The 25,451-nt window shown below is 69.1% G+C and carries 21 protein-coding genes; 12 read left to right on the plus strand and 9 right to left on the minus strand.

The window, feature by feature from the left end:
- Positions 1–66: 66 nt before the first annotated feature.
- Entirely contained in the window at positions 67–2,292 is a 2,226-nt protein-coding gene (locus tag EDC36_RS07745; protein WP_132962685.1) for a RelA/SpoT family protein, read from the minus strand.
- Entirely contained in the window at positions 2,289–3,242 is a 954-nt protein-coding gene (locus EDC36_RS07750; RefSeq protein WP_243646522.1) for an alpha/beta fold hydrolase, read from the minus strand. Before EDC36_RS07750 ends, EDC36_RS07745 begins: the two co-directional genes overlap by 4 nt.
- A 102-nt stretch (positions 3,243–3,344) precedes the next feature.
- Here EDC36_RS07750 and EDC36_RS07755 point away from each other — a divergent pair, with 102 nt between their 5' ends.
- A complete protein-coding gene (locus tag EDC36_RS07755) occupies positions 3,345–4,115 on the plus strand; it encodes a 3-hydroxybutyrate dehydrogenase (protein WP_132962687.1) in 771 nt (256 codons plus the stop codon).
- A gap of 20 nt (positions 4,116–4,135) precedes the next feature.
- Here EDC36_RS07755 and EDC36_RS07760 read toward each other — a convergent pair whose 3' ends face one another.
- Positions 4,136–4,798, minus strand: a complete 663-nt coding sequence (locus EDC36_RS07760) for an SIMPL domain-containing protein (RefSeq protein WP_165902834.1) — start codon at positions 4,796–4,798, stop codon at positions 4,136–4,138.
- 209 nt (positions 4,799–5,007) lie between these two features.
- On the opposite strand from EDC36_RS07760, the gene ompR reads away from it, so the two are divergent.
- Together ompR and EDC36_RS07770 are read left to right on the plus strand one after the other, a co-directional pair.
- On the plus strand, positions 5,008–5,730 hold the full coding sequence (ompR, locus tag EDC36_RS07765; protein ID WP_132962689.1) for an osmolarity response regulator transcription factor OmpR: 723 nt from the start codon (positions 5,008–5,010) through the stop codon (positions 5,728–5,730).
- Positions 5,727–7,043, plus strand: coding sequence for an ATP-binding protein (locus EDC36_RS07770; protein ID WP_132962690.1), 1,317 nt, complete (start codon positions 5,727–5,729; stop codon positions 7,041–7,043). The genes ompR and EDC36_RS07770 overlap by 4 nt, the downstream gene beginning before the upstream one ends.
- A 5-nt stretch (positions 7,044–7,048) precedes the next feature.
- Here EDC36_RS07770 and ispD read toward each other — a convergent pair whose 3' ends face one another.
- Positions 7,049–8,254, minus strand: a complete 1,206-nt coding sequence (gene ispD / locus EDC36_RS07775; protein WP_207895064.1) for a 2-C-methyl-D-erythritol 4-phosphate cytidylyltransferase — start codon at positions 8,252–8,254, stop codon at positions 7,049–7,051.
- 28 nt (positions 8,255–8,282) lie between these two features.
- On the opposite strand from ispD, the gene mfd reads away from it, so the two are divergent.
- From mfd to serB, 3 genes are read left to right on the plus strand one after another with little or no spacing between them, the layout of a single operon-like run.
- Positions 8,283–11,768 carry a transcription-repair coupling factor gene (gene mfd / locus EDC36_RS07780; protein WP_132962692.1) on the plus strand — a complete coding sequence of 1,162 codons (3,486 nt, stop codon included), beginning with the start codon at positions 8,283–8,285 and terminating at the stop codon, positions 11,766–11,768.
- 36 nt (positions 11,769–11,804) lie between these two features.
- Entirely contained in the window at positions 11,805–12,449 is a 645-nt protein-coding gene (locus EDC36_RS07785) for a YitT family protein (RefSeq protein ID WP_132962693.1), read from the plus strand.
- Positions 12,450–12,503: 54 nt separating this feature from the next.
- A complete protein-coding gene (serB, locus tag EDC36_RS07790) occupies positions 12,504–13,220 on the plus strand; it encodes a phosphoserine phosphatase SerB (protein WP_132962694.1) in 717 nt (238 codons plus the stop codon).
- Positions 13,221–13,302: 82 nt separating this feature from the next.
- On the opposite strand, the gene EDC36_RS07795 is transcribed toward serB, so the two are convergent.
- Positions 13,303–14,673 (minus strand): TrpB-like pyridoxal phosphate-dependent enzyme, encoded by a 1,371-nt coding sequence (locus EDC36_RS07795; protein ID WP_132962695.1) that lies wholly within the window; start codon positions 14,671–14,673, stop codon positions 13,303–13,305.
- Positions 14,674–14,723: 50 nt separating this feature from the next.
- Between EDC36_RS07795 and EDC36_RS07800 the strand changes: the two genes are divergently transcribed.
- On the plus strand, positions 14,724–15,260 hold the full coding sequence (locus EDC36_RS07800; protein WP_132962696.1) for a redoxin family protein: 537 nt from the start codon (positions 14,724–14,726) through the stop codon (positions 15,258–15,260).
- A gap of 136 nt (positions 15,261–15,396) precedes the next feature.
- Complete coding sequence (locus EDC36_RS07805; RefSeq protein WP_132962697.1) at positions 15,397–17,043, plus strand: ATP-binding protein; 1,647 nt, start codon at positions 15,397–15,399, stop codon at positions 17,041–17,043.
- Positions 17,044–17,099: 56 nt separating this feature from the next.
- On the opposite strand, the gene EDC36_RS07810 is transcribed toward EDC36_RS07805, so the two are convergent.
- Complete coding sequence (locus EDC36_RS07810; protein ID WP_132962715.1) at positions 17,100–18,296, minus strand: aminotransferase-like domain-containing protein; 1,197 nt, start codon at positions 18,294–18,296, stop codon at positions 17,100–17,102.
- A 104-nt stretch (positions 18,297–18,400) separates the two neighbouring features.
- Here EDC36_RS07810 and nth point away from each other — a divergent pair, with 104 nt between their 5' ends.
- The 4 genes from nth to EDC36_RS07830 all read left to right on the plus strand — a co-directional run bounded on the left by nth (position 18,401) and on the right by EDC36_RS07830 (position 21,495).
- Positions 18,401–19,078, plus strand: coding sequence for an endonuclease III (gene nth, locus EDC36_RS07815; RefSeq protein ID WP_132962698.1), 678 nt, complete (start codon positions 18,401–18,403; stop codon positions 19,076–19,078).
- Positions 19,075–19,854: a leucyl/phenylalanyl-tRNA--protein transferase gene (gene aat, locus EDC36_RS07820; protein WP_132962699.1), complete on the plus strand. Its 780-nt coding sequence runs from the start codon at positions 19,075–19,077 to the stop codon at positions 19,852–19,854. The genes nth and aat overlap by 4 nt, the downstream gene beginning before the upstream one ends.
- On the plus strand, positions 19,851–20,582 hold the full coding sequence (locus EDC36_RS07825) for an arginyltransferase (protein WP_132962700.1): 732 nt from the start codon (positions 19,851–19,853) through the stop codon (positions 20,580–20,582). Before aat ends, EDC36_RS07825 begins: the two co-directional genes overlap by 4 nt.
- A 97-nt stretch (positions 20,583–20,679) precedes the next feature.
- Positions 20,680–21,495 carry an IclR family transcriptional regulator gene (locus EDC36_RS07830; protein ID WP_132962701.1) on the plus strand — a complete coding sequence of 272 codons (816 nt, stop codon included), beginning with the start codon at positions 20,680–20,682 and terminating at the stop codon, positions 21,493–21,495.
- Between the two features lie 39 nt (positions 21,496–21,534).
- Here EDC36_RS07830 and EDC36_RS07835 read toward each other — a convergent pair whose 3' ends face one another.
- The 3 genes from EDC36_RS07835 to pssA all read right to left on the minus strand — a co-directional run bounded on the left by EDC36_RS07835 (position 21,535) and on the right by pssA (position 25,393).
- Positions 21,535–22,641, minus strand: a complete 1,107-nt coding sequence (locus EDC36_RS07835) for a D-alanyl-D-alanine carboxypeptidase family protein (protein WP_132962716.1) — start codon at positions 22,639–22,641, stop codon at positions 21,535–21,537.
- A 162-nt stretch (positions 22,642–22,803) separates the two neighbouring features.
- Entirely contained in the window at positions 22,804–24,345 is a 1,542-nt protein-coding gene (locus EDC36_RS07840) for a 2-isopropylmalate synthase (protein ID WP_132962702.1), read from the minus strand.
- A gap of 247 nt (positions 24,346–24,592) precedes the next feature.
- Complete coding sequence (gene pssA, locus EDC36_RS07845) at positions 24,593–25,393, minus strand: CDP-diacylglycerol--serine O-phosphatidyltransferase (protein WP_132962703.1); 801 nt, start codon at positions 25,391–25,393, stop codon at positions 24,593–24,595.
- Positions 25,394–25,451 lie beyond the last annotated feature (58 nt).

Below are 25,451 nucleotides of genomic sequence, written 5' to 3' on the forward strand. Positions count from 1 at the left end.
CACTGTGCAGTGCGTTTCCGACAGAGCCAAGAGTATAGCGCAAAAAAGGCCTGATGCCGCACGCCATCAACGGCGCCACACCTTGATCACGCCGGGCACGTCCGACAGCACCGCCATCACGCGCGCCACCTTCGAGGCGTCGCTCACCTCCACCGTGAAGGTCATCCACGCCATGTCGCGCACGGTCTGCGTTTGCACGCCAATGACGTTGATTTTTTCGCGCGCGAAGGCCTCGGTGATGTCGCGCAGCAGGCCTTGGCGGTCTTGCGCCTGCACGCCAACGTCCACCGCGTACACGGGGGCGTGCGGACCGCTGGCCGGTGTGTGCGCCCACGCCACGTCGATGACACGCCCGGGCTGGCGCGCGGCCAGCGCCGCGAAGTCGGGGCAGTCGGCACGGTGCACGCTAACCCCCTTGCCGCGCGTGATGAAGCCGCGAATATCGTCCGGCGGGGCTGGCTTGCAGCAGCGTGCCAACGTCGTCATCAGCGCGCCCACGCCCACCACCAGCACATCCGCGTTGGACGCGCGGGTGGTCGTGCGAGGCTTTTTGAGCACGGGTGCGGCCGGCTGCGCCGCCGGGGCCACGGCCGCGGGCGCCAACTGCTGCTCGATGGCGCGCAGCGTGATGGCTTCTTTGCCCACCGCTTCGAACAGCGCCTCGGGCGTGGCGTAGCCCAAGGCTTGGGCCAAGGCTTCCAGGCTGGTGGCGGTGCGCCCTTCGCGCTGCAGCAGCCGCTCCACCTGCTCACGCCCGCGGGCGATGTTTTCCTGCGCCGCCAGCGCGTTGAACCAGGCGCGCACCTTGGCCTTGGCGCGGTGGCTGACCAGGTACCCTGCCTCGGGGTTGAGCCAGTCGCGCGATGGGCCGCCTTCCTTGGCGGCGATGATCTCCACCGTTTGCCCCGTGCTCAGCGGCGTGTTGAGCGGCACCATCTGGCCGTCCACCTTGGCCCCTCGGCAGCGGTGGCCAAGGTCGGTGTGCACGGCGTAGGCAAAGTCCACCGGGGTGGCGCCCTTGGGCAACTCGACGATGGCCGCCTGGGGCGTGAAGACGTAGATGTGGTCGTCGAACAGCCCGTGCGCGAGCCCCGTGAGGTCGCTTTGCCACGCCAGCAGTTGGCGCAGCACGGCGATCTTGGCGTCGTAGGACGAACTCGCGCTGACCCCCGCGTAGCCCTTGGTGCCGGCTTCCTTGTAGGCCCAGTGCGCGGCCACGCCGTGCTCGGCGTGCTCGTGCATGGCGCGGGTGCGGATCTGGATTTCGAACGCTCGGCCCTGTTCGTCGCGCACCACCGTGTGCAGCGACTGGTAGCCGTTGGGCTTGGGGCGGGCGATGTAGTCGTCGAATTCCTCGGGCACGGGCGTGTAGTGCTCGTGCACCCAGGCCAGCACGCGGTAGCACTCGTCCACGGTGTCGACGATGACGCGCAGCGCCCGCAGGTCGTACACCTGCTCGAACGACAGCCCCTTGCCGCGCATCTTTTTGACGATGCTGTAGATGTGCTTGGGGCGTCCCTGCACCTGGGCCTGCAGGCCAAGCTGGCGAAGCGCCATTTCCAGCCGCTGGCGCACCTGCTCGACGTGGGCCTCGCGCTCGACGCGCTTTTCGTCCAACAACCGCGCGATGGTCTTGTAGGTGTCGGGCTCCAGAAAACGAAACGCGAGGTCTTCCAGCTCCCACTTCAGTTGCCCGATGCCCAGCCGGTTGGCCAACGGCGCGAACACGTGCAGCGACTCGGCCGCCAGCGCGCGCGGGGGCGGCAGCTTGCTGGCGGCGTAGTGGCGCAGCGTTTGCAGGCGCGAAGCCAGCCGCAGCAGCACCACACGCAGGTCGCGCGAAAACGCCAGCAGCATCTTGCGCACGTTTTCGGTTTGGGCGCGATCGAGCTCGCTGCCGCCCGCGCCAGCGTCGGGTGCCGGCGCCCTTGCGCGCGCCTGCCGCTGCAGCTGGATGAGCTTGTGCGTCTCCAGCGCCACCTCGGCCAACGACTCGCCAAACGCCTTGGCGATGCTCTCCCGCGGGCGCGCCAGGTAGCCCACCGCGTACACCAGGTACGCGCAGGCTTGCAGCTCGGCGGTGCCGCCGATGCGCGCCAGGATCTGCGCCACGCCGTCAGCGTGCTGCAGCGCAGGCTCGCCGGTGTCCAAACACTCGGGCGCCAACAGCGGCTCGGCAAAGGCGCGTGCCCGAGCCAGGGCACGCTGGTCGTGCGCCTGCGGCGAGTCCAGCGCCGCGTGGATGACGGCGGCGCTGGCCGCGTCCGTCGTGGTTGGGGTGACGCTGATCATGGCGCCAGCAAAAAGTCTCGCACCACCTGCACCTGGTCAGGCTGCACCAGCATCGGGGCATGGCCCACGCCGGCGAATTCCACCAAGCGCGCGCGCGGCCCACGCTGCGTCATGGCCTCGGCCGTGGCACGCGACAGCAGATCCGACTGCGCGCCGCGCAGCAGCAACGTCGGGCAGGTGATGGCGTCGTACAGGGCCCACAGCATGGCTTCGCTGGCCTGCGCCGCAGACGCCGCGGCGTCCCGCGCCGCCGCGGGGTCGGCCTGCTGCGCGGCTTGCTGCGCCTGGGCCAGCGCGCGAAACGGCACCGCCAGCGCGGGGTCGTAGTGCAGCCGCCAGCCGCCACCCGGGGCGGGGCGCAGCATCGGGCGGGTCAACGCCAACCACTGCTCACGGGTGTGCGGGCCGAAGGTCGGCGACGCCGCCCACAGCGCATCGGCCGCCTCGTCCACGCTGGCAAACACCGGGTCGCCGCCGATGTAGCGCGCGATGCGCTGCAGCGACGCCGGCTCGATGACCGGGCCGACGTCGTTGAGCACCAGCTTGTGAATGGCCATGGCCGGCTGCGCCGCGATGGCCATGCCGATGAGGCCGCCCATGCTGGTGCCCACCCAGTCGATCGCCAACGGCTCGGCCGCGCCGGTGCGCTCCGCGTGCCGCTGGCGCAAATGCCCGATGAGTTGAGCCACATCGGCCACGTAGGTAGGGATTTGGTAGGCCATGGGGTCGTCGAGCCAATCGCTCTCGCCCCGGCCCGCCACGTCCACCGCCACCACCATCATGTGCGGCGCCAGGGCCTGCGCCAGCACGTCAAAGTCACGCGCCTGCCGCGTGAGGCCATGCACACACACCACCACGCGCGCCGGCGAGGCTTGGCCGGTGGCGTTCCACGACCACCACGCCAGGTGGCGTGGGCCGCCCCCGCGGGCGGCCGGTCCGGCGACGGGCATACGATGCAAGGTGGGTTCCATGGTGTGACGAAGGCGGTGGCGGATAATGGCTGTTGTTCGTAACGGTGACGTGATCCTAGCGGATCGGCAAGGAGGCCAACCATGCTACACAACAAGACCGCCCTCGTGACGGGTTCCACCAGCGGCATCGGGCTGGGCATCGCCAAGGCGTTGGCCGCCCGCGGCGCCAACATCGTGCTCAACGGCTTTGGCGATGTGGACGGCGCGCGCGCCGCGATCGAGGCACTGGGGGTGCAGGTGATGTACCACGGCGCCGACATGAGCAAGCCCGCCGAGATCGAAGCGATGATGCACGCCGCCGCCGAACGCTTTGGCCGCGTCGACATCCTGGTCAACAACGCCGGCATCCAGCATGTGGCGGCGGTGGAGGACTTTCCCCCCGAGCGCTGGGACGCCATCCTCGCCATCAACCTCAGCAGCGCGTTCCACACCACGCGGCTGGCGCTGCCGGCCATGAAGGCGGCCAACTGGGGCCGCATCATCAACATCGCGTCGGTGCATGGCCTGGTGGCGTCGGCCCACAAGGCGGCTTACGTCGCCGCCAAGCATGGTCTGGTGGGGCTGACCAAGGTGGTGGCGCTGGAAACCGCCACCACCGGCGTCACCTGCAACGCCATCTGCCCTGGGTGGGTGCTGACACCGCTGGTGCAAAAGCAGGTGGACGACCGCGCCGCGCAGCAAGGCATCAGCGTCGAGCAAGCCACCCGCCAACTGCTGGGCGAAAAGCAGCCGTCGATGCAATTCACCACGCCCGAGCAGTTGGGCGAGCTGGCGGTGTTTTTGTGCTCCCCCGCGGCCGACAACGTGCGTGGCGCGGCCTGGAACATGGACGGCGGCTGGGCCGCGCAGTGACCACGATCCCACAACCGGGGTCATTGCAGCGCGATGCTGCCTGACACCGTCACGCTCAGCGTGCCCTGCCCCGGCTCCAGCGGCAACGGCGCTGCCTCTGCGGGCCCAACGGCCAGGGTGGCGGCGCGCAGCACCGGCGGTGGGCTGCCCGCGTCGAGGTTGCCCACGTTCGCCTCGTGCAGCACCCAGCCGCGCGCGCCAAAGGCCTGGGCCACCTCGTCCGCCTGGCGCCGAAAGGCCTCGATGGCGCGCCGACGCAGCGCCACCTGGGCCGCCTGTTGCGTGGTCGGCGCCACGCCCATGCGCACCGACGCCACCGCCATGCCCGGTGCGGACTGGGCCAACGCGGCCAGCGCCGCCACGTCACGCCCCTGCACGACGATCTCGGCGCTGCCCTGCCAGCCCACGATCTGCCCCTCGCGCCCGTAGCGCGGCTGCACGACGAACGCGCCGGTGCTGAGCTCCACCCCTTCGCCCGGCGCCCGCGCGCGCAACGCGGCCAGCGCGTGGCGCAGCGTTTCCGCCAACTGCGCTTGCACCGCGGCAGCGTCGGACGCCTGCGCACGGGTCTGCAGGGCCACGGTCACCCAGTCGTGGTTGACGCGCTCGGAGGCCTGGGCGCTCAGGTGCACGAGGCGCTGGGGCGCCGCTGGCGCCTCCCCCGCCCACACGTGCGACACCATCAACGCGGCCACCCAACCCAGTGCCCACCACCCTCGGCGGGCGCATCGCCTATCGTTTGGCATGGCGGCTTTCTCCACATGATCAACGCGGGCCCCAGTATGCCGCAGACCCGGTGTGGGTGGCAGCGCCGTCACACCCCGTTACGCACGTTGCCGGCGTTTGCCCGCACAATGCGCACCATGCTTGGTTTGACCGATGGGTACGACGCATGACGCCACGCCGCCCCGCCCGCCTGATCATCGTCGACGACGACGCGCGCATCCGCGAGCTGCTGCAGCGCTACCTGGCCCAAGAGGGCTTCGAGGTGCTGCTGGCCGAAGATGGCGCCCGCCTGGACCGCTTGCTGCAGCGCGAGACGGCCGACCTGATCGTGCTGGACCTGATGCTGCCGGGCGAGGATGGCCTGTCGATCTGCCGCCGGTTGCGCGCCGCGGGGGAGCAAACACCCATCATCATGCTCACCGCCAAGGGCGAGGACGTGGACCGCATCATCGGTCTGGAGTTGGGCGCCGACGACTACCTGCCCAAGCCGTTCAACCCACGTGAGCTGCTGGCGCGCATCCACGCGGTGCTGCGCCGCCGGCCGCCCCCCGAGGCCCCCGGCGCCGCCGCGGCCGACGGCGCGGTGGTCAACTTCGGTCCGTTCACGTTCGACCTGGGGCGTCGACGCCTGCTGCGCGATGGCCAAGAAATCACGCTGACGACGGGCGAATACGCGATGCTCAAGGCCCTGGTGCGTCACCCACGCCAGCCCATGTCGCGCGACAAGCTGGCCCAGTTGGCGCGTGGGCGTGAGTTCGAGCCGTTCGACCGCAGCCTCGACGTGCAGGTGTCGCGCCTGCGCAAGCTCATCGAGCCCGACCCGGCCAATCCGCGCTACATCCAGACCGTGTGGGGTGTGGGCTACATGTTCGTGCCGGATGACCGATGAGCCTGTTTTGGCGCAACTTCTTGCTGCTGGTGGCGCTGCTGACGGTCAACGCGCTGGCGTGGTTCCAGGCGCTACGCACGCTGGAGCAAGAGCCGCGCGCGCTGCAAAGCGCGCAGGCGCTGGCGTCGTTGGTCAACCTGACGCGCGCCTCGCTCATCTACACCGACCCGATTGCGCGCGTGGCGCTGGTCAAAACGCTGGTGGACGAGGAAAACGTGCGCATCGCCGTGCGCGAGCCCACCGACACCCATCGGCCGTTCGCGGCCGGGACGCTGGGGGCGCGGGTGGCGCAGGCGCTGCAGGAGCGGCTCGGCCCCGGCACCCTGGTCGCGCAGGAGGTCAACGGCTTCGATGGGTTGTGGATCGGCTTTGCCATCGAGGACGAAAAATACTGGCTGCTGGCCGACCCGGCCCGCTTGGCCGGGGTGCAGGGACGCACCTGGCTGGTGTGGGGCGCCACCGCGGTGGGGTTGTCCCTGGTCGGCGCCGTGCTCATCACCCGACTCATCAACCAGCCGCTGCAACGCCTGGCGCGCGCCGCCGAGCGCGTGGGTGAAGGTGACTTTGAGGGTGCGCGCCTGAGCGAACGCCTGCCCACGCGCGAAATCGCCCACGTCAACCACGCCTTCAACGCCATGGCCGAGCGCCTGGCGCGCGCCGAGGCCGACCGCCGCCTGATGCTGGCTGGCATTTCGCACGACCTGCGCACGCCGCTGGCGCGCCTGCGGCTGGAGGTGGAGCTGGGCGTGCCCGACGCCGACACCCGTGAGCGCATGGCCGGCGACATCGCCGACGTGGACGCGATCTTAGGGCAGTTTTTGGACTTCGCACGCGAGCGCCCGCTGCAAAGCGAGCCGCTGCCGTTGCACGAGGCGGTGCAGCGCGCATGCGCCAAGTACCAAGCGCGCGAAGGGGTGGTGCTGGATGTGCGCGTGCCCACCGAGCTGCAGGCTCGCGCCGATCCGACGGCGCTGCACCGTGTGTTGGTCAACCTGATGGAAAACGCCGTGCGCTACGGCCGTGGCACTGACGGCGTGGTGCGCATCGACCTGCTTGGCGAACACGACGGGGCAGCCAACGTGCGGCTGGTCGTGCGCGACCATGGCCCGGGCGTCGATGCCAAGGTGCTGCCACGCTTGACCGAGCCGTTTTTTCGCGCCGAGCAGGCGCGCTCCACGCCCGGCAGCGGGCTGGGGCTGGCGATCGTGCAGCGCACCCTGCAACGCATGCGCGGGCAGTTGCGGCTGGAGCTGCCCGAAGGCGGTGGTCTGGCGGCGATCGTCACCCTGCCCGCGGCCACCCCGGCGGGATGACGGCGTCACGCCGCGCCGATGCCGCGGTGCAGCAGCACGACCGCCCGCGCTTCGATGGCCAAACCTTGCCCCACCGGCCCCAGCCGCTCGGCCGTTTTGGCCTTGACGTTGACGGCCGACGCCGCCACGCCCACCGCGCGCGCGACGTTGGCTTGCATCGCCGCGCGGTACGGCCCCAGCCGCGGCGCCTGCGCCACCACGGTGGCGTCGACGTTGACCGGCTGCCAGCCCCGGGCACGCACTTCGGCCGCCACCCGCGCCAGCAGGGCCATCGAGTCCGCGTCCCTGTAGCGTTCGTCCGTGTCGGCAAACCAGGTGCCGATGTCGCCCAGGCCGGCCGCGCCCAGCAGCGCGTCGGTGATGGCGTGCAGCAAGGCGTCGGCGTCGGAGTGGCCGAGCAGCCCGCGCTCGTGCGCGATCTCCACGCCCCCCAGCACCAGGCGGCGCCCGGGCACCAGGGCGTGCACGTCCCAACCTTCGCCCACGCGCCACGGCGCGGGCTCGGTCGTGCTCAGCAGGGCTTGGGCCACGGCGAAATCCTCCGGGTAGGTCAGCTTGATGTTGTGCGTGCGGCCGCGCACCAGCCGGGGGGCCAGGCCGAGCGCCTCGACCGCGCTGGCCTCGTCGGTGATGCCGGCAAACCCCGTGGCCTCGTGCGCCTGCAGCGCGCGCGCCAGCACCCCGAGACGAAACATCTGCGGCGTCTGCGCCAGCCACTTGTCGTCACGCGGCAACGTGGCCAGCACCCGACCGCTGGCGTCGGCCTGCTTGAGCGTGTCGGCCAGCGGCAGTGCCAGCAGCCCCCCCACGGGGTCGTCACGGCACGCGTCCAGCAACGCCGCCACGTCGCCGGGCTGCAGCAGGCAGCGGGCGGCGTCGTGCACCAGCACCCAGTCATCGTCTTGGGCGCCGTGCGCCTGCCATTGCCGCAGCCCAGCCAGCACACTGGCCGCGCGCGTGGCCCCGCCCACGCGCCACACCCACACCCCGTCGGGGGGTGTCCAAGGGTGATCGTCGTCGGGGGCCAGCACCACGGCCACGCCTGCCACGTCCGGCACAGCGCGCAGTGTCGCCAACGTGTGGTCCAACACGCTGCACGGCCCCAGCCGCTGGTACTGTTTGGGCACGGACAGCCCGCTGCGGCTGCCGGTGCCCGCTGCGGGCACCAGCACCCAGCAACGCGCCGGCGATCGGTTGGTGACATGCCTCATGGGCGGCGATTCTAGAATGCACCCCCTCATGGATCTGCCGCGCTTACACCCCGGACAACGTTACGTCTCGCCCTGCCCCAGCGCCAGTGCCGACGCGCTGCTGTTGGCGCGCATGGCCGCGCGCGACCGCGACGCCGGCCAGCCCACCGTCATCGTCTGCGCCGACGCCGCCGACGCCCAGCGCCTGCTGGATGAGTTGCCCTGCTTCGCGCCCGGGCTGCGCTGCGCGCTGTTTCCCGACTGGGAGACGCTGCCGTATGACACCTTTTCGCCGCACCAGGATTTGATCTCGGAGCGGCTGGCCACGCTGTGGCGCATCCTGCAGCGGCGTGCCGACGACGGCGTCGACGTCGTGCTGGTGCCGGCCAGCACGGCGCTGTACCGGCTGGCCCCGCCGTCGTTTTTGGCCGCGTACACCTTCCACTTCCGCAGCGGGCAGCAGCTCGATGAAGCCAAGCTGCGCGAGCAATTGGTGCTGGCCGGCTACCAGCACGTCACGCAGGTGGCCAGCCCCGGTGAGTACGCGGTGCGCGGCGGTCTGATCGACCTGTACCCGATGGGGTCGGCGCTGCCGTACCGCATCGACTTGTTTGACAACGAAATCGACTCCATCCGCGCCTTCGACCCCGACACCCAGCGCAGCCTGTACCCGGTGCCCGAAGTGCGGCTGCTGCCAGGGCGGGAGTTTCCGCTGGACGACGCGGCCCGCGCGCGCTTTCGCGCCCGCTGGCGCGAGCTGCTCGAGGGCGATCCGACCAAGAGCCGGCTGTACAAGGACATGGCCAACGGCGTGGCGGGCGCCGGCATCGAGTACTACCTGCCGCTGTTTTTCGACGACACCGCCACGGTGTTCGACTACATCGGGCCGCAGGCGACGCTGGTGCTGCACGGCGACGTGGACGCGGCGCTGCAGCGCTTTTGGGACGACACGCGCGAGCGCCACCGCCTGGCGCAGGGCGACCCCGAACGCCCGGTGCTGCCGCCCCCGACACTGTTTTTGACCGTGGAACAATTCTGGCAGCGCGCCAAGCCCTACCCGCAATGGGCCCTGCGGCCGGCCGAAGCGCCGCAGGTTGCCGCCGCCTGGGGCCACGCCGTGCAAACGTTGCCGCCGCTGGCCGTGCAACGCGGCGCCGACGAGCCGCTGCAGCGCCTCAAGGACCATCTGCAGCGCGGCGGCGCGCGCGTGCTGCTGCTGGCCGACAGCGACGGCCGGCGCGAAAACCTGCTGGACTTCGTGCGCGCCAGCCACCTCGACCCCGCGGTGTTCGACGGCATCGACGCGTTCCTGGCCAGCCAGGCCCGCCTGGGCCTGGCCACCGCCCCGCTGGCGGCTGGCTTCGCCTGGGTCGAAATGGGCGTCGACTTGGTCACCGAGACCGAGCTGTTCGCCAGCGGTCCCACGTTGCGCCGCCGCCGCAAGCAGGAAGCCGCCAGCGACGTTGAAGCCCTGATCAAAGACTTGAGCGAGCTGCAGCCCGGCGACCCGGTGGTGCACGCTCAGCACGGCATTGGCCGCTACCGCGGCTTGGTCAACCTCGACCTGGGCGAGAAAAACCCCGACGGCACCCCCGCGCTGCAAGAGTTTTTGCATCTGGAATACGCCCAGGGCGCCACGCTGTACGTGCCGGTGTCGCAGCTGCACCTGATCAGCCGCTACAGCGGCGTCAGCGCCGACGAGGCCCCCCTGCACCGCCTGGGCAGCGGCCAGTGGGACAAGGCCAAGCGCAAAGCCGCCGAGCAGGTGCGCGACACCGCCGCCGAGCTGCTCGACGTCTACGCCCGCCGCGCCGCGCGGCAGGGCCACGCGTTCCGCTTCGACGCCAAAGACTACGGGGCGTTCGCCAACGATTTCGGCTTCGAGGAAACGCCCGACCAGCGTGCCGCCATCCATGCCGTCATCCAGGACATGATCAGCCCGCGCCCGATGGACCGCCTGGTGTGCGGCGACGTCGGCTTTGGCAAGACCGAGGTAGCGCTGCGGGCGGCGTTCGTGGCCGTCAGCGGCGGCAAGCAAGTCGCGCTGCTGGCCCCCACCACGCTGCTGGCGGAGCAACACTACCAAACGCTGAAAGACCGCTTTGCCAAGTGGCCGGTGCGCATCGCCGAGATGAGCCGCTTTCGCACGCCCAAAGAGATCGCCGCCGCGTTGCGGGGGCTGGCCGATGGCACCATCGACATCGTGGTGGGCACGCACAAGCTGCTGAGCGAAAAAACCCAATTCAAAAACCTCGGGCTGCTCATCATCGACGAGGAGCACCGCTTCGGCGTGCGCCACAAAGAGGCCATCAAGGCCCTGCGCGCCGAGGTGGACGTGCTGACGCTGACCGCCACCCCCATCCCGCGCACGCTGGGCATGGCGCTGGAGGGGCTGCGCGACCTGTCGGTGATCGCCACCGCGCCGCAGCGGCGGTTGGCCATCAAAACCTTCGTGCGCGAAGAAAACCACGGTGTCATCCGCGAAGCGGTGCTGCGCGAGCTCAAGCGCGGCGGGCAGGTGTACTTTTTGCACAACGAGGTCGAAACCATCGACAACCGCCGCGCCCAGCTCGAGCAACTGCTGCCCGAGGCGCGCATCGCCATCGCCCACGGCCAGATGCCCGAGCGCGAATTGGAGCGCGTGATGCGCGACTTCGTCGCCCAGCGCTTCAACCTGCTGCTGTGCTCGACCATCATCGAGACCGGCATCGACGTGCCCACGGCCAACACCATCATCATCAGCCGCGCGGACAAGTTCGGTCTGGCGCAGTTGCATCAGTTGCGTGGGCGCGTCGGGCGCAGCCACCATCAGGCCTACGCCTATTTGCTGGTGCCCGACCTGCAAGGCCTGACCAAACAGGCCGCCCAGCGGCTGGAGGCGATCCAGCAGATGGAGGAGCTGGGCAGCGGCTTTTACCTGGCGATGCACGACCTCGAAATCCGCGGCGCGGGCGAGGTGTTGGGCGAGGCGCAAAGCGGCAACATCACCGAAATCGGCTTTCAGCTCTACAACGACATGCTGGCCGAAGCGGTGCGCGCGCTGCGCGAGGGTCGCGAGCCCGACCTGCTCAAGCCGCTGGCCGCCACCACCGACATCAACCTGCACGCGCCGGCCCTGCTGCCGCAGGACTACTGCGGCGACGTGCACCTGCGTCTGAGCTTTTACAAAAAACTGGCTACGGCCAAGACGCACGACCAGATCGACCGCCTGGTCGAGGAAATCGTGGACCGCTTCGGCAAGCTGCCCCCGGCGGCGCACAACCTCATCGACGTGCACCGCCTGCGCGTGCTGGCGCAGCGCTACGGCGTGGTCAAGATCGACGCAGCGCCCAGCCACATCCTCATCACCTTCGGCCCCAACCCGCCGGTGGAGCCGCTGCGCATCATCGAGCTGATCCAGAAAAACCGCCACATCAAGCTCGCGGGCCAAGACCGCCTCAAGATCGAGCGCGCCCTGCCCGAGCCGCGCGACCGCGTACAACTGGTGCGCGACGTGCTGCGCAGCCTGGGGCAGCCGCTCACCGCCACCGTTTGACCCCGCTGGCCAGCCCCCCACACGGAGTCCCCTGCCATGAGCACGTCGTCCCCCGCCGCCCACGCGCAGCCCGACGCGGCGTTGACCGCGCCACGCCACACCTGGTTCGACGACGCCCAGGCGCTGCTGACGGGCACGCTGATCGTCGCGCTGGGCCTGGTGCTGCTCAAACACGCCGGTTTTGTCACCGGCGGCACCGTGGGCCTGGCGTTCGTGGCCCACTACGCCACCGGCTGGCCCTTCGGCGCGCTGGTGTTTGCCATCAACCTGCCGTTTTACGCACTGGCCTGGGTGCGCATGGGGGTGGCATTCACGCTCAAGACCATCCTGGCCGTGGCGCTGCTGGCCGCGTTCACCGAGGCCATGCCGCATTGGATGGGGGTGCAGCACCTCAGCCCGCTGTTTGCCGCCGTCGCGGGTGGTTTGCTCATCGGCGTGGGTTTCATCATCCTGTTTCGCCACCGGGCCAGCTTGGGCGGTTTCAACACGCTGGTGCTGTGGCTGCAAGAGCGCCTAGGTTGGCGCGCGGGCTTCACCCAGCTCGTCATCGACAGCGGCATCTTGCTGGCGGCCTTGCCGTGGGTGGATCTGCCCCGGCTGGCCTTGTCGGTGCTGGCCGCCGCCGTGATGAACCTGACGCTGGCCATCAACCACAAGCCGGGGCGGTACGTGGCGTACTGACCCCCCAACGCCGCGCGGCCGGGCCGGCGGCGCAGCGCACGATAATCGCGAGCCATGACCCAACCGATCGAAATCGCCCCCGGCCTCACCGTTCGGGGCTTCACGCCGCCGTTGCGCCTGCGCGACTTCAAGCTGATCGCGTTCGACATGGACTCCACGCTGATCAATATCGAGTGCGTGGACGAAATCGCCGACGCCGCTGGACGCAAGGCCGAGGTGGCCGCCATCACCGAAGCCGCGATGCGCGGCGAGATCACCGACTACAAGGAAAGCCTGCGCCGCCGGGTGGCGCTGCTGGCGGGCGTGCCGGTGCAGCACCTGGAAGACGTGTACCGTCAACGCCTCAAGCTCAACCCCGGCGCGGCCGAGTTGGTGCTGGCGTGCAAGGGCGCCGGGCTCAAGGTGCTGCTGGTCAGTGGCGGGTTCACGTTCTTCACCGACCGGCTGCGCGAGCGGCTGGCGCTGGACTTTGCGCGCAGCAACCGACTGGAAATCGTCGATGGGCGGCTCACCGGGCGGCTGCTCGATCAGCACTGGGGCGACATCTGCGACGGCGCCGAAAAGCGCCGCACGCTGCTGCAGGCGTGCGACCTGATCGGCTGCACGCCTGAGCAGGCCATCGCGATGGGCGACGGCGCCAACGACCTGGCGATGATGGCCGCCGCGGGCCTGTCGGTGGCCTACCGCGCCAAGCCCAAGGTGCGCCAGCAGGCCAACGTCGCCATCGACATGGGCGGTCTGGACCGCTTGCTGGAGGTGGTGCGGCCCTGAGCGCCGCAGCGCCCCGCGGAGCGGCGGGCCCGCCTCACGGTGGCCGGCGCGCGCCCCCGGGAACCCAGGGCCGCGCCGCCCGTCAGGCCGGCTCCGGTACGCTGGGCAGCCCGGCCAGCGCCATCGCCAGCTCGCGCTCGTCGTAAGTCTCGTCCTTGAGCTCGCCGGCAAAGTACTTCTGGTACGCCGCCATGTCGAAGTGGCCGTGGCCGCACAGGTTGAACAGGATGGTCTCGCTCTTGCCCTCGCGCTTGCAGCGCAGCGCCTCCTCGATCGCCCCTTTGACGGCATGGTTGGCCTCGGGCGCGGGCACGATGCCCTCGCTGCGCGCAAACAGCACGCCGGCCTCGAAGCATTGCGTCTGGGTATAGGCCACGGCCTCGATCAGGCCCAGCTCCTTGAGGTGCGACACCAGCGGCGCCATGCCGTGGTAGCGCAGCCCGCCCGCGTGGAAGGGCGGTGGCGTGAAGGTCGAGCCCAGCGTGTGCATCTTGGTCAGCGGCGTCAGGTGCGCCGTGTCGCCAAAGTCGTAGGCGTAGCGGCCCTTGGTCAGCGACGGGCACGCCGCCGGCTCCACCGCCACCACGCGCGGGCGCGCGCCGCCGCGCAGCGCGTGGCCGATGAACGGAAACGCGATGCCGGCGAAGTTGCTGCCGCCGCCGGTGGCGCCGACGATCACGTCCGGCCACGCATCGGCCATCTGCAACTGCTCCATCGCTTCCAGGCCGATCACGGTCTGGTGCAGCAGCACGTGGTTGAGCACCGAGCCCAGCGCGTACTTGGTGTCGTCGCGCTGCGCGGCCAGCTCCACCGCCTCCGAAATGGCGATGCCCAGGCTGCCCGGGTGGTCGGGCCGCTGCGCCAGCACGCGGCGGCCGTATTCGGTCTCGGTCGACGGCGACGGCAGGCAGCGCGCGCCGTAGGTCTCCATCACCGCGCGGCGGTACGGCTTTTGGTCGTAGCTGACGCGCACCTGGAACACCAGCACTTCCAGGCCAAAGAGCTGCCCCGCGAACGACAGCGAGGTGCCCCACTGCCCCGCGCCCGTTTCGGTGGTCAGCCGCTTGGTGCCGGCCTGCGCGTTGTAAAACGCCTGCGGCACCGCGGTGTTGGGCTTGTGGCTGCCGGCGGGGCTGACGCCTTCGTACTTGTAAAAAATCTTGGCCGGTGTGCCCAGCGCCTTTTCCAGCCGGTGCGCACGAAACAGCGGGCTCGGGCGCCACAGGCGGTAAATCTCGCGCACTGGCTCGGGGATTTCGATTTCACGCTCGGTGCTGACCTCCTGCAGGATCAGCTCCATCGGAAACAGCGGCGCAAGGTCGTCCGGCCCGACGGGCTGCAGGGTGCCCGGGTGCAGCACCGGCGGGGGCGCCTTGGGCAGATCGGCCGCGATGTTGTACCAGAACTTGGGCATCTGGCTTTCCTGCAGCAGATATTTGGTGGGTGTGCTCATCGGCGGTGGACTCCATCGGTCGAGACAGACAAAACAACGCACAATGGGGCATGCGTCGTTGGCAACATTGTCTGCGCGAAACTGTACTGACCCTGACCGTGGCCACTGGGGTTTTCCTGGGGGTGCAGGCGTGGCTGACCCGCGACACGCCCCCGCGCTGGATGGACGCCGGTACGGTCACCTGGCTGATGGCCGACGGCACCCAGCATCGGGGCACCTTGGACGAGCTGCGCGCCCGCCTGGGCGTGCCGGCGGACGCGCCGGTGGCCCTGCACGTGTGGGCGACGTGGTGCAGCATCTGCCGACTGGAGGAGGGCAACGTCACGGCGCTGGCGCGTGACCACCCGGTGATCACCTTGGCCACCCGCAGCGGCGACGCCACCGCCGTGCACGCGTACCTGCGCCAGCGAGGCCTGCCGTGGGTCACCGTCCTGGACCCCGACGGGCGCCTCGCCGCAGCGCACGGCTGGCGCTCGGTGCCCGTCTTCGCGGTCCTGCTCGCCGACGGCCGCCTGCGCCACGTCACCGTCGGCTACACCACCGGCTGGGGGATGCGCTGGCGCTGGTGGTGGGCGCGTTCCGCTTAAGCGCCATTGGGTTCCCAACGCGCCCCGGGCGATCCTGGCCAAGACACCATCTCTGGAGGATTGCGCGAACGGTCGGGCCAGCAGCCGCCCGCGCATGGCACATCAAGCCAATGAGCGTCTGCGCTACCATCGCATCATGGCCGCCCCACGCCGCAAGCTGCCCATCGGCATCCAAACCCTGCGCGACATCCGCGATGGGGGCTACTACTACGTCGACAAAACGCCACAGGTAGCACGGCTGGTCGACAGCGGCAAGTACTACTTTCTCTCCCGCCCGCGCCGCTTTGGCAAGTCGCTGCTGATCGACACCATCGCGCAGGCCTTTGCCGGCCAGCGCGCGCTCTTTGAAGGGGGTGAGGCCGCCGTGGCGCTGGGGGTGGACCCGGCGGTGGCCAACCGCCCGCGGCTCTTTCTGGCCGAGCACTGGGACTGGGGCCGACGCCACCCGGTCATTCGCCTGAGCTTTGCCGAAGGGTGGCCGCAGCAGCCCGACAAGCTGGAAGAGCACATCCACCATCAGCTCAGCGCCGATGCCGCGCGGCTGGGGGTCGTCATTCCCGAGCCACCGACCGACCCCCACATCCGCTTCGGGCACTTGATCACCCGCGCCGCCGAAGCCCACGGCCAGCAAGCGGTGGTGCTGGTCGATGAGTACGACAAGCCCATCCTCGACAACCTCGAAGCGCCCGAAGTCGCCCGCGCGATGCGCGAGGGCTTGCGCAACCTCTACTCCGTCATCAAAGGGCGCGATGCCGATGTGCGCTTTGCGATGTTGACGGGCGTATCCAAGTTTTCCAAGGTGTCGATCTTTTCGGGCCTCAACAACCTCAACGACATCACGCTGGACGACCGCTACGGCACGCTGTGCGGCTACACCGAAGAGGATCTGGACACCGTCTTTGCGCCGGAGTTCGAGGCGGCCGCGGCCGAGGGCCAACCGCTGGACCGTGCCGAGGTGCGCCGTTGGTACAACGGCTACGCCTGGGGGCCAACCTCGGTGTACAACCCGTTTGATGTGCTGCTGCTGCTGGATAAGCGCCAGTACCGCGCGCACTGGTTTGAGACCGGCACGCCGACCTTCCTCGTGCAGTGGTTGCAGCGCAAGGGCTTCTTCACCCCCAGGCTGGAGCAGCTGTGGGCCAGCGAGGCGCTGCTGTCGGCCTTTGACGTCGACGGCATCGAGCCCGAGGCGATGCTGTGGCAGACCGGGTACCTGACGATTCGCGAGCACATCATCACCCCGCGTGGGCCGATGTACACGCTGGCGTTGCCCAACCACGAGGTGCGCACCGCCCTCAACGAGGCGTTGACCATCGCTTGGTTGCCCCAGCCATTAGGGCATCAAGCTCAGGGGGCGTCGATGCGGCTGTACCAAGCCCTCGCGCAGGGCGACACGGCTGTGCTCAAAGCGCACTTTGAGCGTTTGTTCGCCTCCATCCCGCACGACTGGTACCGCGCCAACCCGATCGCGCAGTACGAGGGCTACTTTGCCAGCGTCTGCTACAGCCACTTGGCCAGCCTCGGGGTGGAGATCATCGCCGAAGACGTCAGCAACGAAGGGCAGTGCGACCTCACGGTCAAGCACGCCGGCACCGCGTGGGTGTTCGAATTCAAGGTCGTGGACGGCGACCAGGGCACGGGCGAGGCGCTGCGGCAGCTGCAGGCCAAGGACTACGCAGCCAAGCACCGCGGCGCGCCGGGCGTGGAGCGTGTGATCGAAGTCGGCGTGGAGTTCAGCCGCACGCGCAGGCAAATCGTGGGGTGGGACGTGCGCAGTGCCTGAGGTCCGGCTCCATCTGGGCGACGTTTTCGCCCCACCCTCAACCCACGATCATCCGCTCAAGCCCGCAGCGCTGACCCCAGGCGTTGGACACCCTCGCGGATGCGGTCTTCGTCCACCGTGGCAAAGCTCAGCCGCAGCGTGGCACGGTCGGGGTCGCGGGCGAAGAAAGGGGCCCCCGGCACGAAGGCCACACCGCGCTCGATGGCACGCTGGGCCAACACGCCGCCATCGTGGCACGCGCCGCCGGCGCCGGTCAGCCGCGCCCAGACGAACAACCCGCCCTGCGGAGGCACGAAGTCGATGGCATCGCCCAGCGTGTGGCGCAGCGCCTGCACCATCGCCTGCGCGCGGCGGGCGTAAATGCCACGCACGCGCTGCAGCGTCGCCGGCATGCGCCCTGCCGCCAGGTACTGCGCCGCGGTGGCCTGCGCGAACGTGCTGGTGTGCGCGTCGCTGAACTGCTTGCACATCGTGGCCTTGGCCAGCAGCGCCGGCGGCGCCACCATCCAGCCGATGCGCAAGCCCGGCGACAGCACCTTGCTCAAGCTGCCGCAGTGCACCAGGCACGCCCGGCTGCCGGGCACCTGGTCGCTCAACGCCAGCAGGCTGGGCGGCGGCGGCTGATCGAAGTACAGGTCCCCATAAGGGTCGTCTTCCACCACCAACGTGTTCGTGCGCACGGCCAGCTCCAGCACGCGCCGGCGGCGCTCCAGCGACAGCGTCGCTCCACTGGGGTTGCCGAAAGTCGGGATCAGGTACACGAGTTTGGGGCGGTGCTCGGCCACCAGACGCTCCAGCGCGTCGACGTCGGCGCCCTGCCCGTCCACAGGCACCGTGATCAGCTCGGCGCCGTACAGCTTGAAGCACTGGATCGTGGCCAAAAACGTTGGCCCTTCCACGATGACCTTGTCGCCGGGCGAGATCAGCGTTTTGCCGATCAGGTCCAGCGCCTGCTGGCTGCCGGTGGTCACGATCAGGTCGGTGGGCGACAGTTCCGCCACGCCCTTGGACGCCATGAACGCCGCGAGTTGTTCACGCAGCGGATCAAAGCCCTCGGTGGCGCCGTACTGCAGCGCCGCGCCCGGGTTGGCCGCCAGCGCCGCCAGCGTCGCCTCACGAATGCCCTCCACGTCGAACAGCGCCGCGTCGGGAAACCCACCGGCAAAACTGATGATGCCGGGCTTGCCCAACAGTTTGAACAGCTCGCGGATGGCCGACGTCTCGACGTTGGCCAATCGATCGGCAAAACGCACCGGCGACGGTGCCGCAACTTGCGACATGGCGTATCCTCTGGCAATCAGCGGGGCAATGACGCCCCGCCTGCACACCCACGCCGACGGGCCACCCCACCATGGTGATGAAACTTCGTGACATCGAAGCGTTTTTTGCGGCCTTGCAGGCCGAGCGCCCCGCGCCACAAACCGAGCTCGAGTATACGAGCGTGTTCGAGCTGCTGGTGGCGGTGCTGCTGAGCGCCCAAGCCACCGACCGCAGCGTCAACCAGGCCACCCGACGCCTGTTTCCCGTGGCCAACACGCCCGAGGCCATCCTGGCGTTGGGGCAGGAGGGCTTGGAAGCGTACATCCGCACCATTGGGCTGTACCGCAGCAAAGCCCGGCATTTGATCGAGACCTGCCGGCGCTTGCTGCAGCACCACAAGGGCCAGGTCCCGCGCGACCGCGCGGCGCTGCAGGCGCTGCCCGGGGTGGGTCGCAAAACGGCCAACGTCGTGCTCAACGTCGCCTTTGGCGAGCCGACGATGGCCGTGGACACCCACATCTTCCGGGTGGCCAACCGCACCGGACTGGCGCCCGGCCAAACGCCGCTGCAGGTGGAGCAAGCCCTGTTGCGGCGTGTGCCCGAGCGCTACGCGCGCGACGCGCACCATTGGCTGATCCTGCATGGACGCTACACCTGCACAGCACGCGCGCCCCAATGCGGGCGCTGTGTCGTGCGGACCTGGTGCGACCACGCCCAAGCGGCCGTCGAGCCCAAGGCGAGGTCCGCCGCGCAAAGGGCCCCCACGCAACCATGACCCGCACCCCCACCCTGCCTTGGTTGGAGCCGGGCGCGCCCTTTCCGCCGGTCGAGCACGCTTGGGGGGCCCGTGATCCCATTCCGGGCCTCCTGGCCGCCGGCGGCGCACTGGACGTGCCAACCCTGGTGTCCGCGTACCGCCACGGCATCTTCCCTTGGTACGGGCCAGAGCAGCCGATCCTGTGGTGGAGCCCCGACCCGCGCATGGTGCTGCTGCCCCAGGCGTTTCGGCTGCACGATTCGCTGCGCAAGGCGCTGCGCGCCGCCCTGCGGCAAGGTCGGTTGCAAATCCGCATCGACAGCGCCTTCGACGCCGTCATCGCCGCCTGCGCCAACACGCCACGCCCGGGCCAGGATGGCACCTGGATCGTGCCCGAGATGCAGGCCGCCTACCAGGCGCTGCACCGCGCGGGGCATGCGCACAGCGTCGAGGCATGGTGGGAAGGGGAGCTCGTCGGCGGGCTGTACCTGGTCAACCTGGGGCGCGCGGTGTTTGGCGAGTCGATGTTCACGCATCGGCGCGACGCGTCCAAAATGGCCTTGGCGGCACTGGTGGCCGCCTGCCGTGCGTGGGGGGTGGCGCTGATCGATTGCCAGCAGCAAACGCGCCACCTGGCCTCGCTGGGGGCCGCGCCTTTGCCACGCCGCCAATTTGTCCAGATGCTGCAACAGGCCATCGACGCGCCGGCACCGCGGTGGCGTTTCGACCCCCTATACTGGAACCACCTGTGGCCGCAGGCCCCGTTGGACCTTGCCACCCCCACCGTGCCGTGACCCGCCTGCATGAACTCCCCCTGGCGGCCGTGCAGTTCTACGCCACGGCCCCCTACCCCTGCAGCTACCTGCCGCAGCGGCAAGCGCGCTCGCAAGTGGCCACCCCCAGCCACCTGATTCAGGGCGAAACCTACGCCCGGCTGGTGGCGGCCGGGTTTCGGCGCAGCGGCCTGTTCACCTACCGCCCCTACTGCGACGGTTGCCATGCTTGCGTGCCGTTGCGCGTGCGCGCCGCCGACTTTCGGCCCAACCGCACGCAGCGGCGGGTGTGGCGCCAGCACGCCGACCTCAGCGCCCGGGTGATGCGGCTGGGTTACTCGCCCGAGCACTACGCGCTGTACCTGCGCTACCAGCGGCTGCGTCACCCGGGTGGCGGCATGGACCATGACAACGTCGAGCAGTACAGCCAGTTTTTGCTGCAAAGCCACGTCAACTCGCGCTTGGTCGAGTTTCGCACCCCCGCCGACCAAGGCGCACGGCTGGTCATGGTGGCCTTGATCGACATCCTGGACGACGGCCTGTCGGCCGTGTACACCTTTTACGAGCCGACCTGGCCCGGCTCGCTGGGCACCTACGCGGTGCTGTGGCAGATCGACCAGGCGCGCGAGTTGCAACTGCCCTACGTGTACCTGGGCTACTGGATCGAAGCCAGCCCCAAAATGGCCTACAAAGCGCGCTTTCGACCGCACGAGGTGCTGCGCGACGGCCGCTGGCTGACGGTATACTGACACGTCGACCTGGGACCGATGCCTGCGCCGGGTTCGCGCCCAACCGGCCCGGCGGTGCGCCGCAGCGCAACGCGATTTCATCTCGTAAAATGAAAACGTGAAGCGCCCGCCCTCTCCGACCTCGAACAAACCCGATGCTGCGCAACCCAGCGTGCAGGTGCTGCAGCGTGCGTTCGTGCTGCTGGACGCCCTGGCCCGCCACGACGAGCCGGTGCCCCTCAAAACGCTGGCCGACGAATCCGGGCTGCACCCCTCGACCGCCCACCGCATCCTCAACGACCTGGCCATCGGGCGCTTCGTCGAACGGCCCGAACCAGGCGTGTACCGTTTGGGCCTGCGGCTGTTGGAGCTGGGCAACCTCGTCAAAGCCCGGCTGGACGTGCGTGAAGCGGCGCTGGCGCCGATGCGAGAACTGCACCGCCAAATCCGTCAACCCGTCAACCTCTCGGTGCGCCAAGGGGACGAAATCGTCTACATCGAACGCGCGTACAGCGAGCGCTCCGGCATGCAGGTGGTGCGGGCCATCGGCGGGCGCGCGCCGCTGCACCTGACGTCGGTGGGCAAGCTCTTTTTGGCGCAAGAGGACCCCGAGCGGCTGCGCGCCTACGCGACCCGCACGGGCCTGGCGGGCAACACGCCCAACAGCATCACCCAACTGGCCGCGCTGGAAAAGGAGCTCGCGCAATGCCGCCGCCTGGGCGTGGCGCGTGACAACGAAGAGCTGGAGCCCGGCGTGCGCTGCATGGCCGCCGGCATCTACGACGACCAAGGCCAACTGGTGGCGGGCCTGTCGATTTCAGCGCCTGCCGACCGCATCGACGAAGGCTGGATCGCCAAGCTGCAGGCCACCGCCGCGCGCATCAGCGCCGCGTTGGGCTACCGCGGCACGGCCAGCGGCCCGGGGGGCCGCTGAGGGGATCGGGCATCCCACCCCCAGGCGGCGCGTGGCCGGTCACAGGCGCGGCGCGACGCCACCCGCATGGTGGCTGGGCAGGGACTTTTCGAGCCAGCGCAGCAATTGCTCGGCATCGGCCCAGCGCGCGGCGGAGTTGCCGGCGTTCATCAGCACCATGATGATGTTGCGCCCCGCCAGCCGTACCTGCATCGCCACGCAGCGCCCGGCTTCGCGGATGTAGCCGGTCTTTTGCACCAGGATGTCCCAGTCGCTTTCGCGCACCAGCTTGTTGCTGTTGCGGTAGTGCAGCACGCGGCGGCCGTCGGCCAGTTCGTACTCCGGCGACGTGGTCCACTGGCGCAGGGCCGGCCGCGCCGACGCCTGCGCGACCAAACGCGCCAAGTCGCGCGGGCTGGAACGGTTGTCGCTGGACAGCCCCGTCGGCTCGGCAAAACGTGTTTGGGTCAGACCCAACTCGGCCGCCTTGTTGTTCATCGCCGCCACGAACGCGTCGACCCCGCCGGGGTAGGTACGCCCCAAGGCGTGCGCGGCGCGGTTTTCGCTGGCCATCAGAGCCAGGTGCAGCGCCTCGGCACGCGTCAGGCGGGTGCCCACGGCCAGCCGCGAGCCGCTGCCCTTGAGGCGGTCCACGTCGTCCTCGGTGATCGTCAGCACCTCGTCCATCGGCAGCCCGGCGTCGACCACCACGATGGCCGTCATCAGCTTGGTGATGGACGCGATCGGCAGCACCGCATCGTCGTTTTTGCCCAGCAGCACCGCCTGGGTGTCGGCGTCCATCACCAGCACGGCGTTGGAGTGCAGGCGCAGGCCATCCACGCCCGGCGCATCGTCGTGCGCCTGGGCCAGGGCCGCCCCACCCGCGGCCACGCCGGCCAGCGCCAGCGCCCGCGTGGCGCCACCAGCCCCACGCGCGCCAGCGTCAACGCGACCTGCGCGCGAACGGCTGGAGGACGGCAGCAGCGCGGCTTTGGGTGCGCGCGCCGTCGGCGCCAGCGCCTTTTTCTTGACCGTTGCTTGTTGTTTGACTGGTTTGACCACCGTGGCCTTTTTGCGGGTGGCCGCGCCCGCCTCGGGCGCCGCCGGCAGCACGGCCATGCCCACCAGCAGCGCGCCCAGCGCAGCACGCAAGCGCAACGACAGCATCCGTTTCATCGGCACGTCCTCGGGTGTCGTCAACAAGCGGCCAGTATACGCCTCAAAACAACCAAAACGCTCAGCGTGTCAATCGTTTGACGCCCTTTTTTGAAGCCGGAAAACAACAAAGGCCGCACCGCGCGGCCTTTTCATACCCAGCCGGGTATCCGCTCACCCCTGGGCGGCGACGCGTTCCACCTGGCTATGCAGTTTGGTCAGCGCCGACAGGTACGCCTTGGCCGAGGCCACGACGATGTCGGGATCCGCCCCAACGCCGTTGACGACACGCCCGCCGTGCTGCAGGCGGATGGTGACCTCCCCTTGGGACTCGGTGGAGCCGCTGGTGATGGCGTTGACGGAGTACAACAGCAGCTCGGCCCCGCTTTGCACGTGCGACTCGATGGCCTTGATGCTGGCGTCCACCGGGCCGTTGCCATCGGCTTCGCCCACGTGCTCCTTGCCATCGATGGTGAACACGACGCGCGCATGGGGCCGCTCACCCGTTTCGGAGTGCTGCGACAGCGACACCAGCGCGTAACGCTCTTTTTCGGGCGTGACGCTCTCGTCGCCCACCAACGCGATGATGTCCTCGTCGAAAATTTCGGCCTTGCGGTCGGCCAGTTCCTTGAACTTGGCAAAGGCCGCGTTGAGCTCGGATTCGGACTCCATCACGATGCCAAGCTCCTGCAGACGCTGCTTGAAGGCGTTGCGTCCCGACAGCTTGCCCAGCACGATCTTGTTGGTGCTCCAGCCCACGTCCTCGGCGCGCATGATTTCGTAGGTGTCGCGGGCCTTGAGCACCCCGTCTTGGTGAATGCCGCTGGCGTGCGCAAAGGCGTTGGCGCCCACCACCGCCTTGTTGGGCTGCACCACAAAGCCGGTGGTCTGGCTCACCAGGCGGCTGGCCGGCACGATTTGCGTCGTGTCGATGCCGACCTCCAGCCCGAAGTAGTCGCGCCGCGTCTTGACGGCCATGACCACCTCTTCCAGCGCGCAGTTGCCGGCACGCTCACCCAGGCCGTTGATGGTGCACTCGACCTGCCGCGCCCCGCCGATCTTGACCCCGGCCAGCGAGTTGGCCACCGCCATGCCCAGGTCGTTGTGGCAGTGCACGCTCCACACCGCTTTGTCGGAATTGGGGATTTTTTCGCGCAGCGTGCGGATGAAGTTGCCGTAAAGCTCGGGGACCGCGTAGCCGACGGTGTCGGGGATGTTGATGGTCGTGGCGCCTTCGTCGATCACCGCTTCCAGCACACGGCACAGGAAGTCGATCTCACTGCGGTAGCCATCTTCGGGGCTGAACTCGACATCCGGGCAGAGGTTGCGCGCAAACCGCACCGCCAGGCGCGCCTGCTCGTACACCTGGTCCGGCGTCATGCGCAGCTTTTTCTCCATGTGCAGCGGGCTGGTGGCGATGAACGTGTGGATGCGTGCGCGTTGCGCGCCGCGCAGCGCCTCGGCCGCACGGGCGATGTCGCGGTCGTTGGCCCGCGCCAGCGAGCACACGGTGGAGTCCTTGATGGTGTCGGCGATGGCCTTGACGGCTTCGAAATCCCCGTTGGAGCTGGCGGCAAAACCCGCCTCGATGACGTCGACCCGCAGCCGCTCCAACTGGCGCGCGATGCGCAGCTTTTCTTCTTTGGTCATCGAGGCGCCGGGCGATTGCTCGCCGTCACGCAACGTGGTGTCGAAAATGATCAGTTTGTCGCTCATGGCTCGGGCTCCGGATCGTTCAACTCAATCCCGCTGGTCGCTGCCGAACCACCAAAACAAACGGCCCGCAGCGGTGGGCAGCGGGCCGTGGGTGGTCGGGGTGCGCGTGCGCGTCAGGCCACCTGCCCGCAGGCGGGCAGGGCTAGCAGCAGCAACGTCACGGCGTGGACCATGGCATGCAATGTACCACAGCAAGGTCCAGCGTGTCGCCATCGCGCAGGCTATCACGTTCATCGCGCGGCGCTATTCACTCGTGCAGGCCACGCTCATCGGGCTCGTCGGTCGAAGTGGACAGCACGCTGACGGGCTTGCCCTTGGACTTGCGCACCGCGTACACCACATACCCCGACAGCCCGTACAGCACAAACAGCGCAAACAGCACGGTCGGCGGGTGGATGTTGATGACCGCAATGCCCAGCGCCACCAGCACCAGCGTGGCAAACGGCACGCTCTTTTTGAGGCTCAAATCCTTGAAGCTGTAAAAGGGCACGTTGGTCACCATCGTCAGCCCCGCGTACAGCGTCAGCACGAACAGCACCCACTGCAGGCCCTGCCCGTCGTGGCCGGCGTCGGTGGCCAGCCAGATAAAACCGGCCACCAACGCCGCCGCCGCCGGCGACGGCAACCCTTGGAAGTAGCGCTTGTCCACCACGTGCGTGTTGACGTTGAAGCGCGCCAGCCGCAGCGCCGCGCAGGCGCAGTAAACAAACGCCGCGATCCAGCCCCAGCGCCCAAGGTCGCGCAGAGCCCATTCGTAAGCCACCAGCGCTGGCGCCGCGCCAAACGACACCATGTCCGACAGCGAGTCCATCTGCTCGCCGAAGGCGCTTTGGGTGTTGGTCAGGCGGGCGATGCGGCCGTCCAGGCTGTCGAGCACCATGGCCACAAAAATGCCCGTCGTGGCCAGGTCGTAGCGGCCGTTCATCGCCATCACGATGGCGTAAAAGCCACCAAACAGCGCCGCCAACGTCACCATGTTGGGCAGCACGTAAATGCCCTTGGGGCGGCGGCGTTCGGTCACAGGGTTGTCGGTGGAAGGTTCGAGCATGGTGTCGTTGCCACGGGGCGGCGCCGTCGATGGCAGCGGCGCCGGCGCGGCCGGCCGT

This window comes from Tepidimonas ignava, from assembly GCF_004342625.1.
Taxonomy (GTDB): domain Bacteria; phylum Pseudomonadota; class Gammaproteobacteria; order Burkholderiales; family Burkholderiaceae_C; genus Tepidimonas; species Tepidimonas ignava.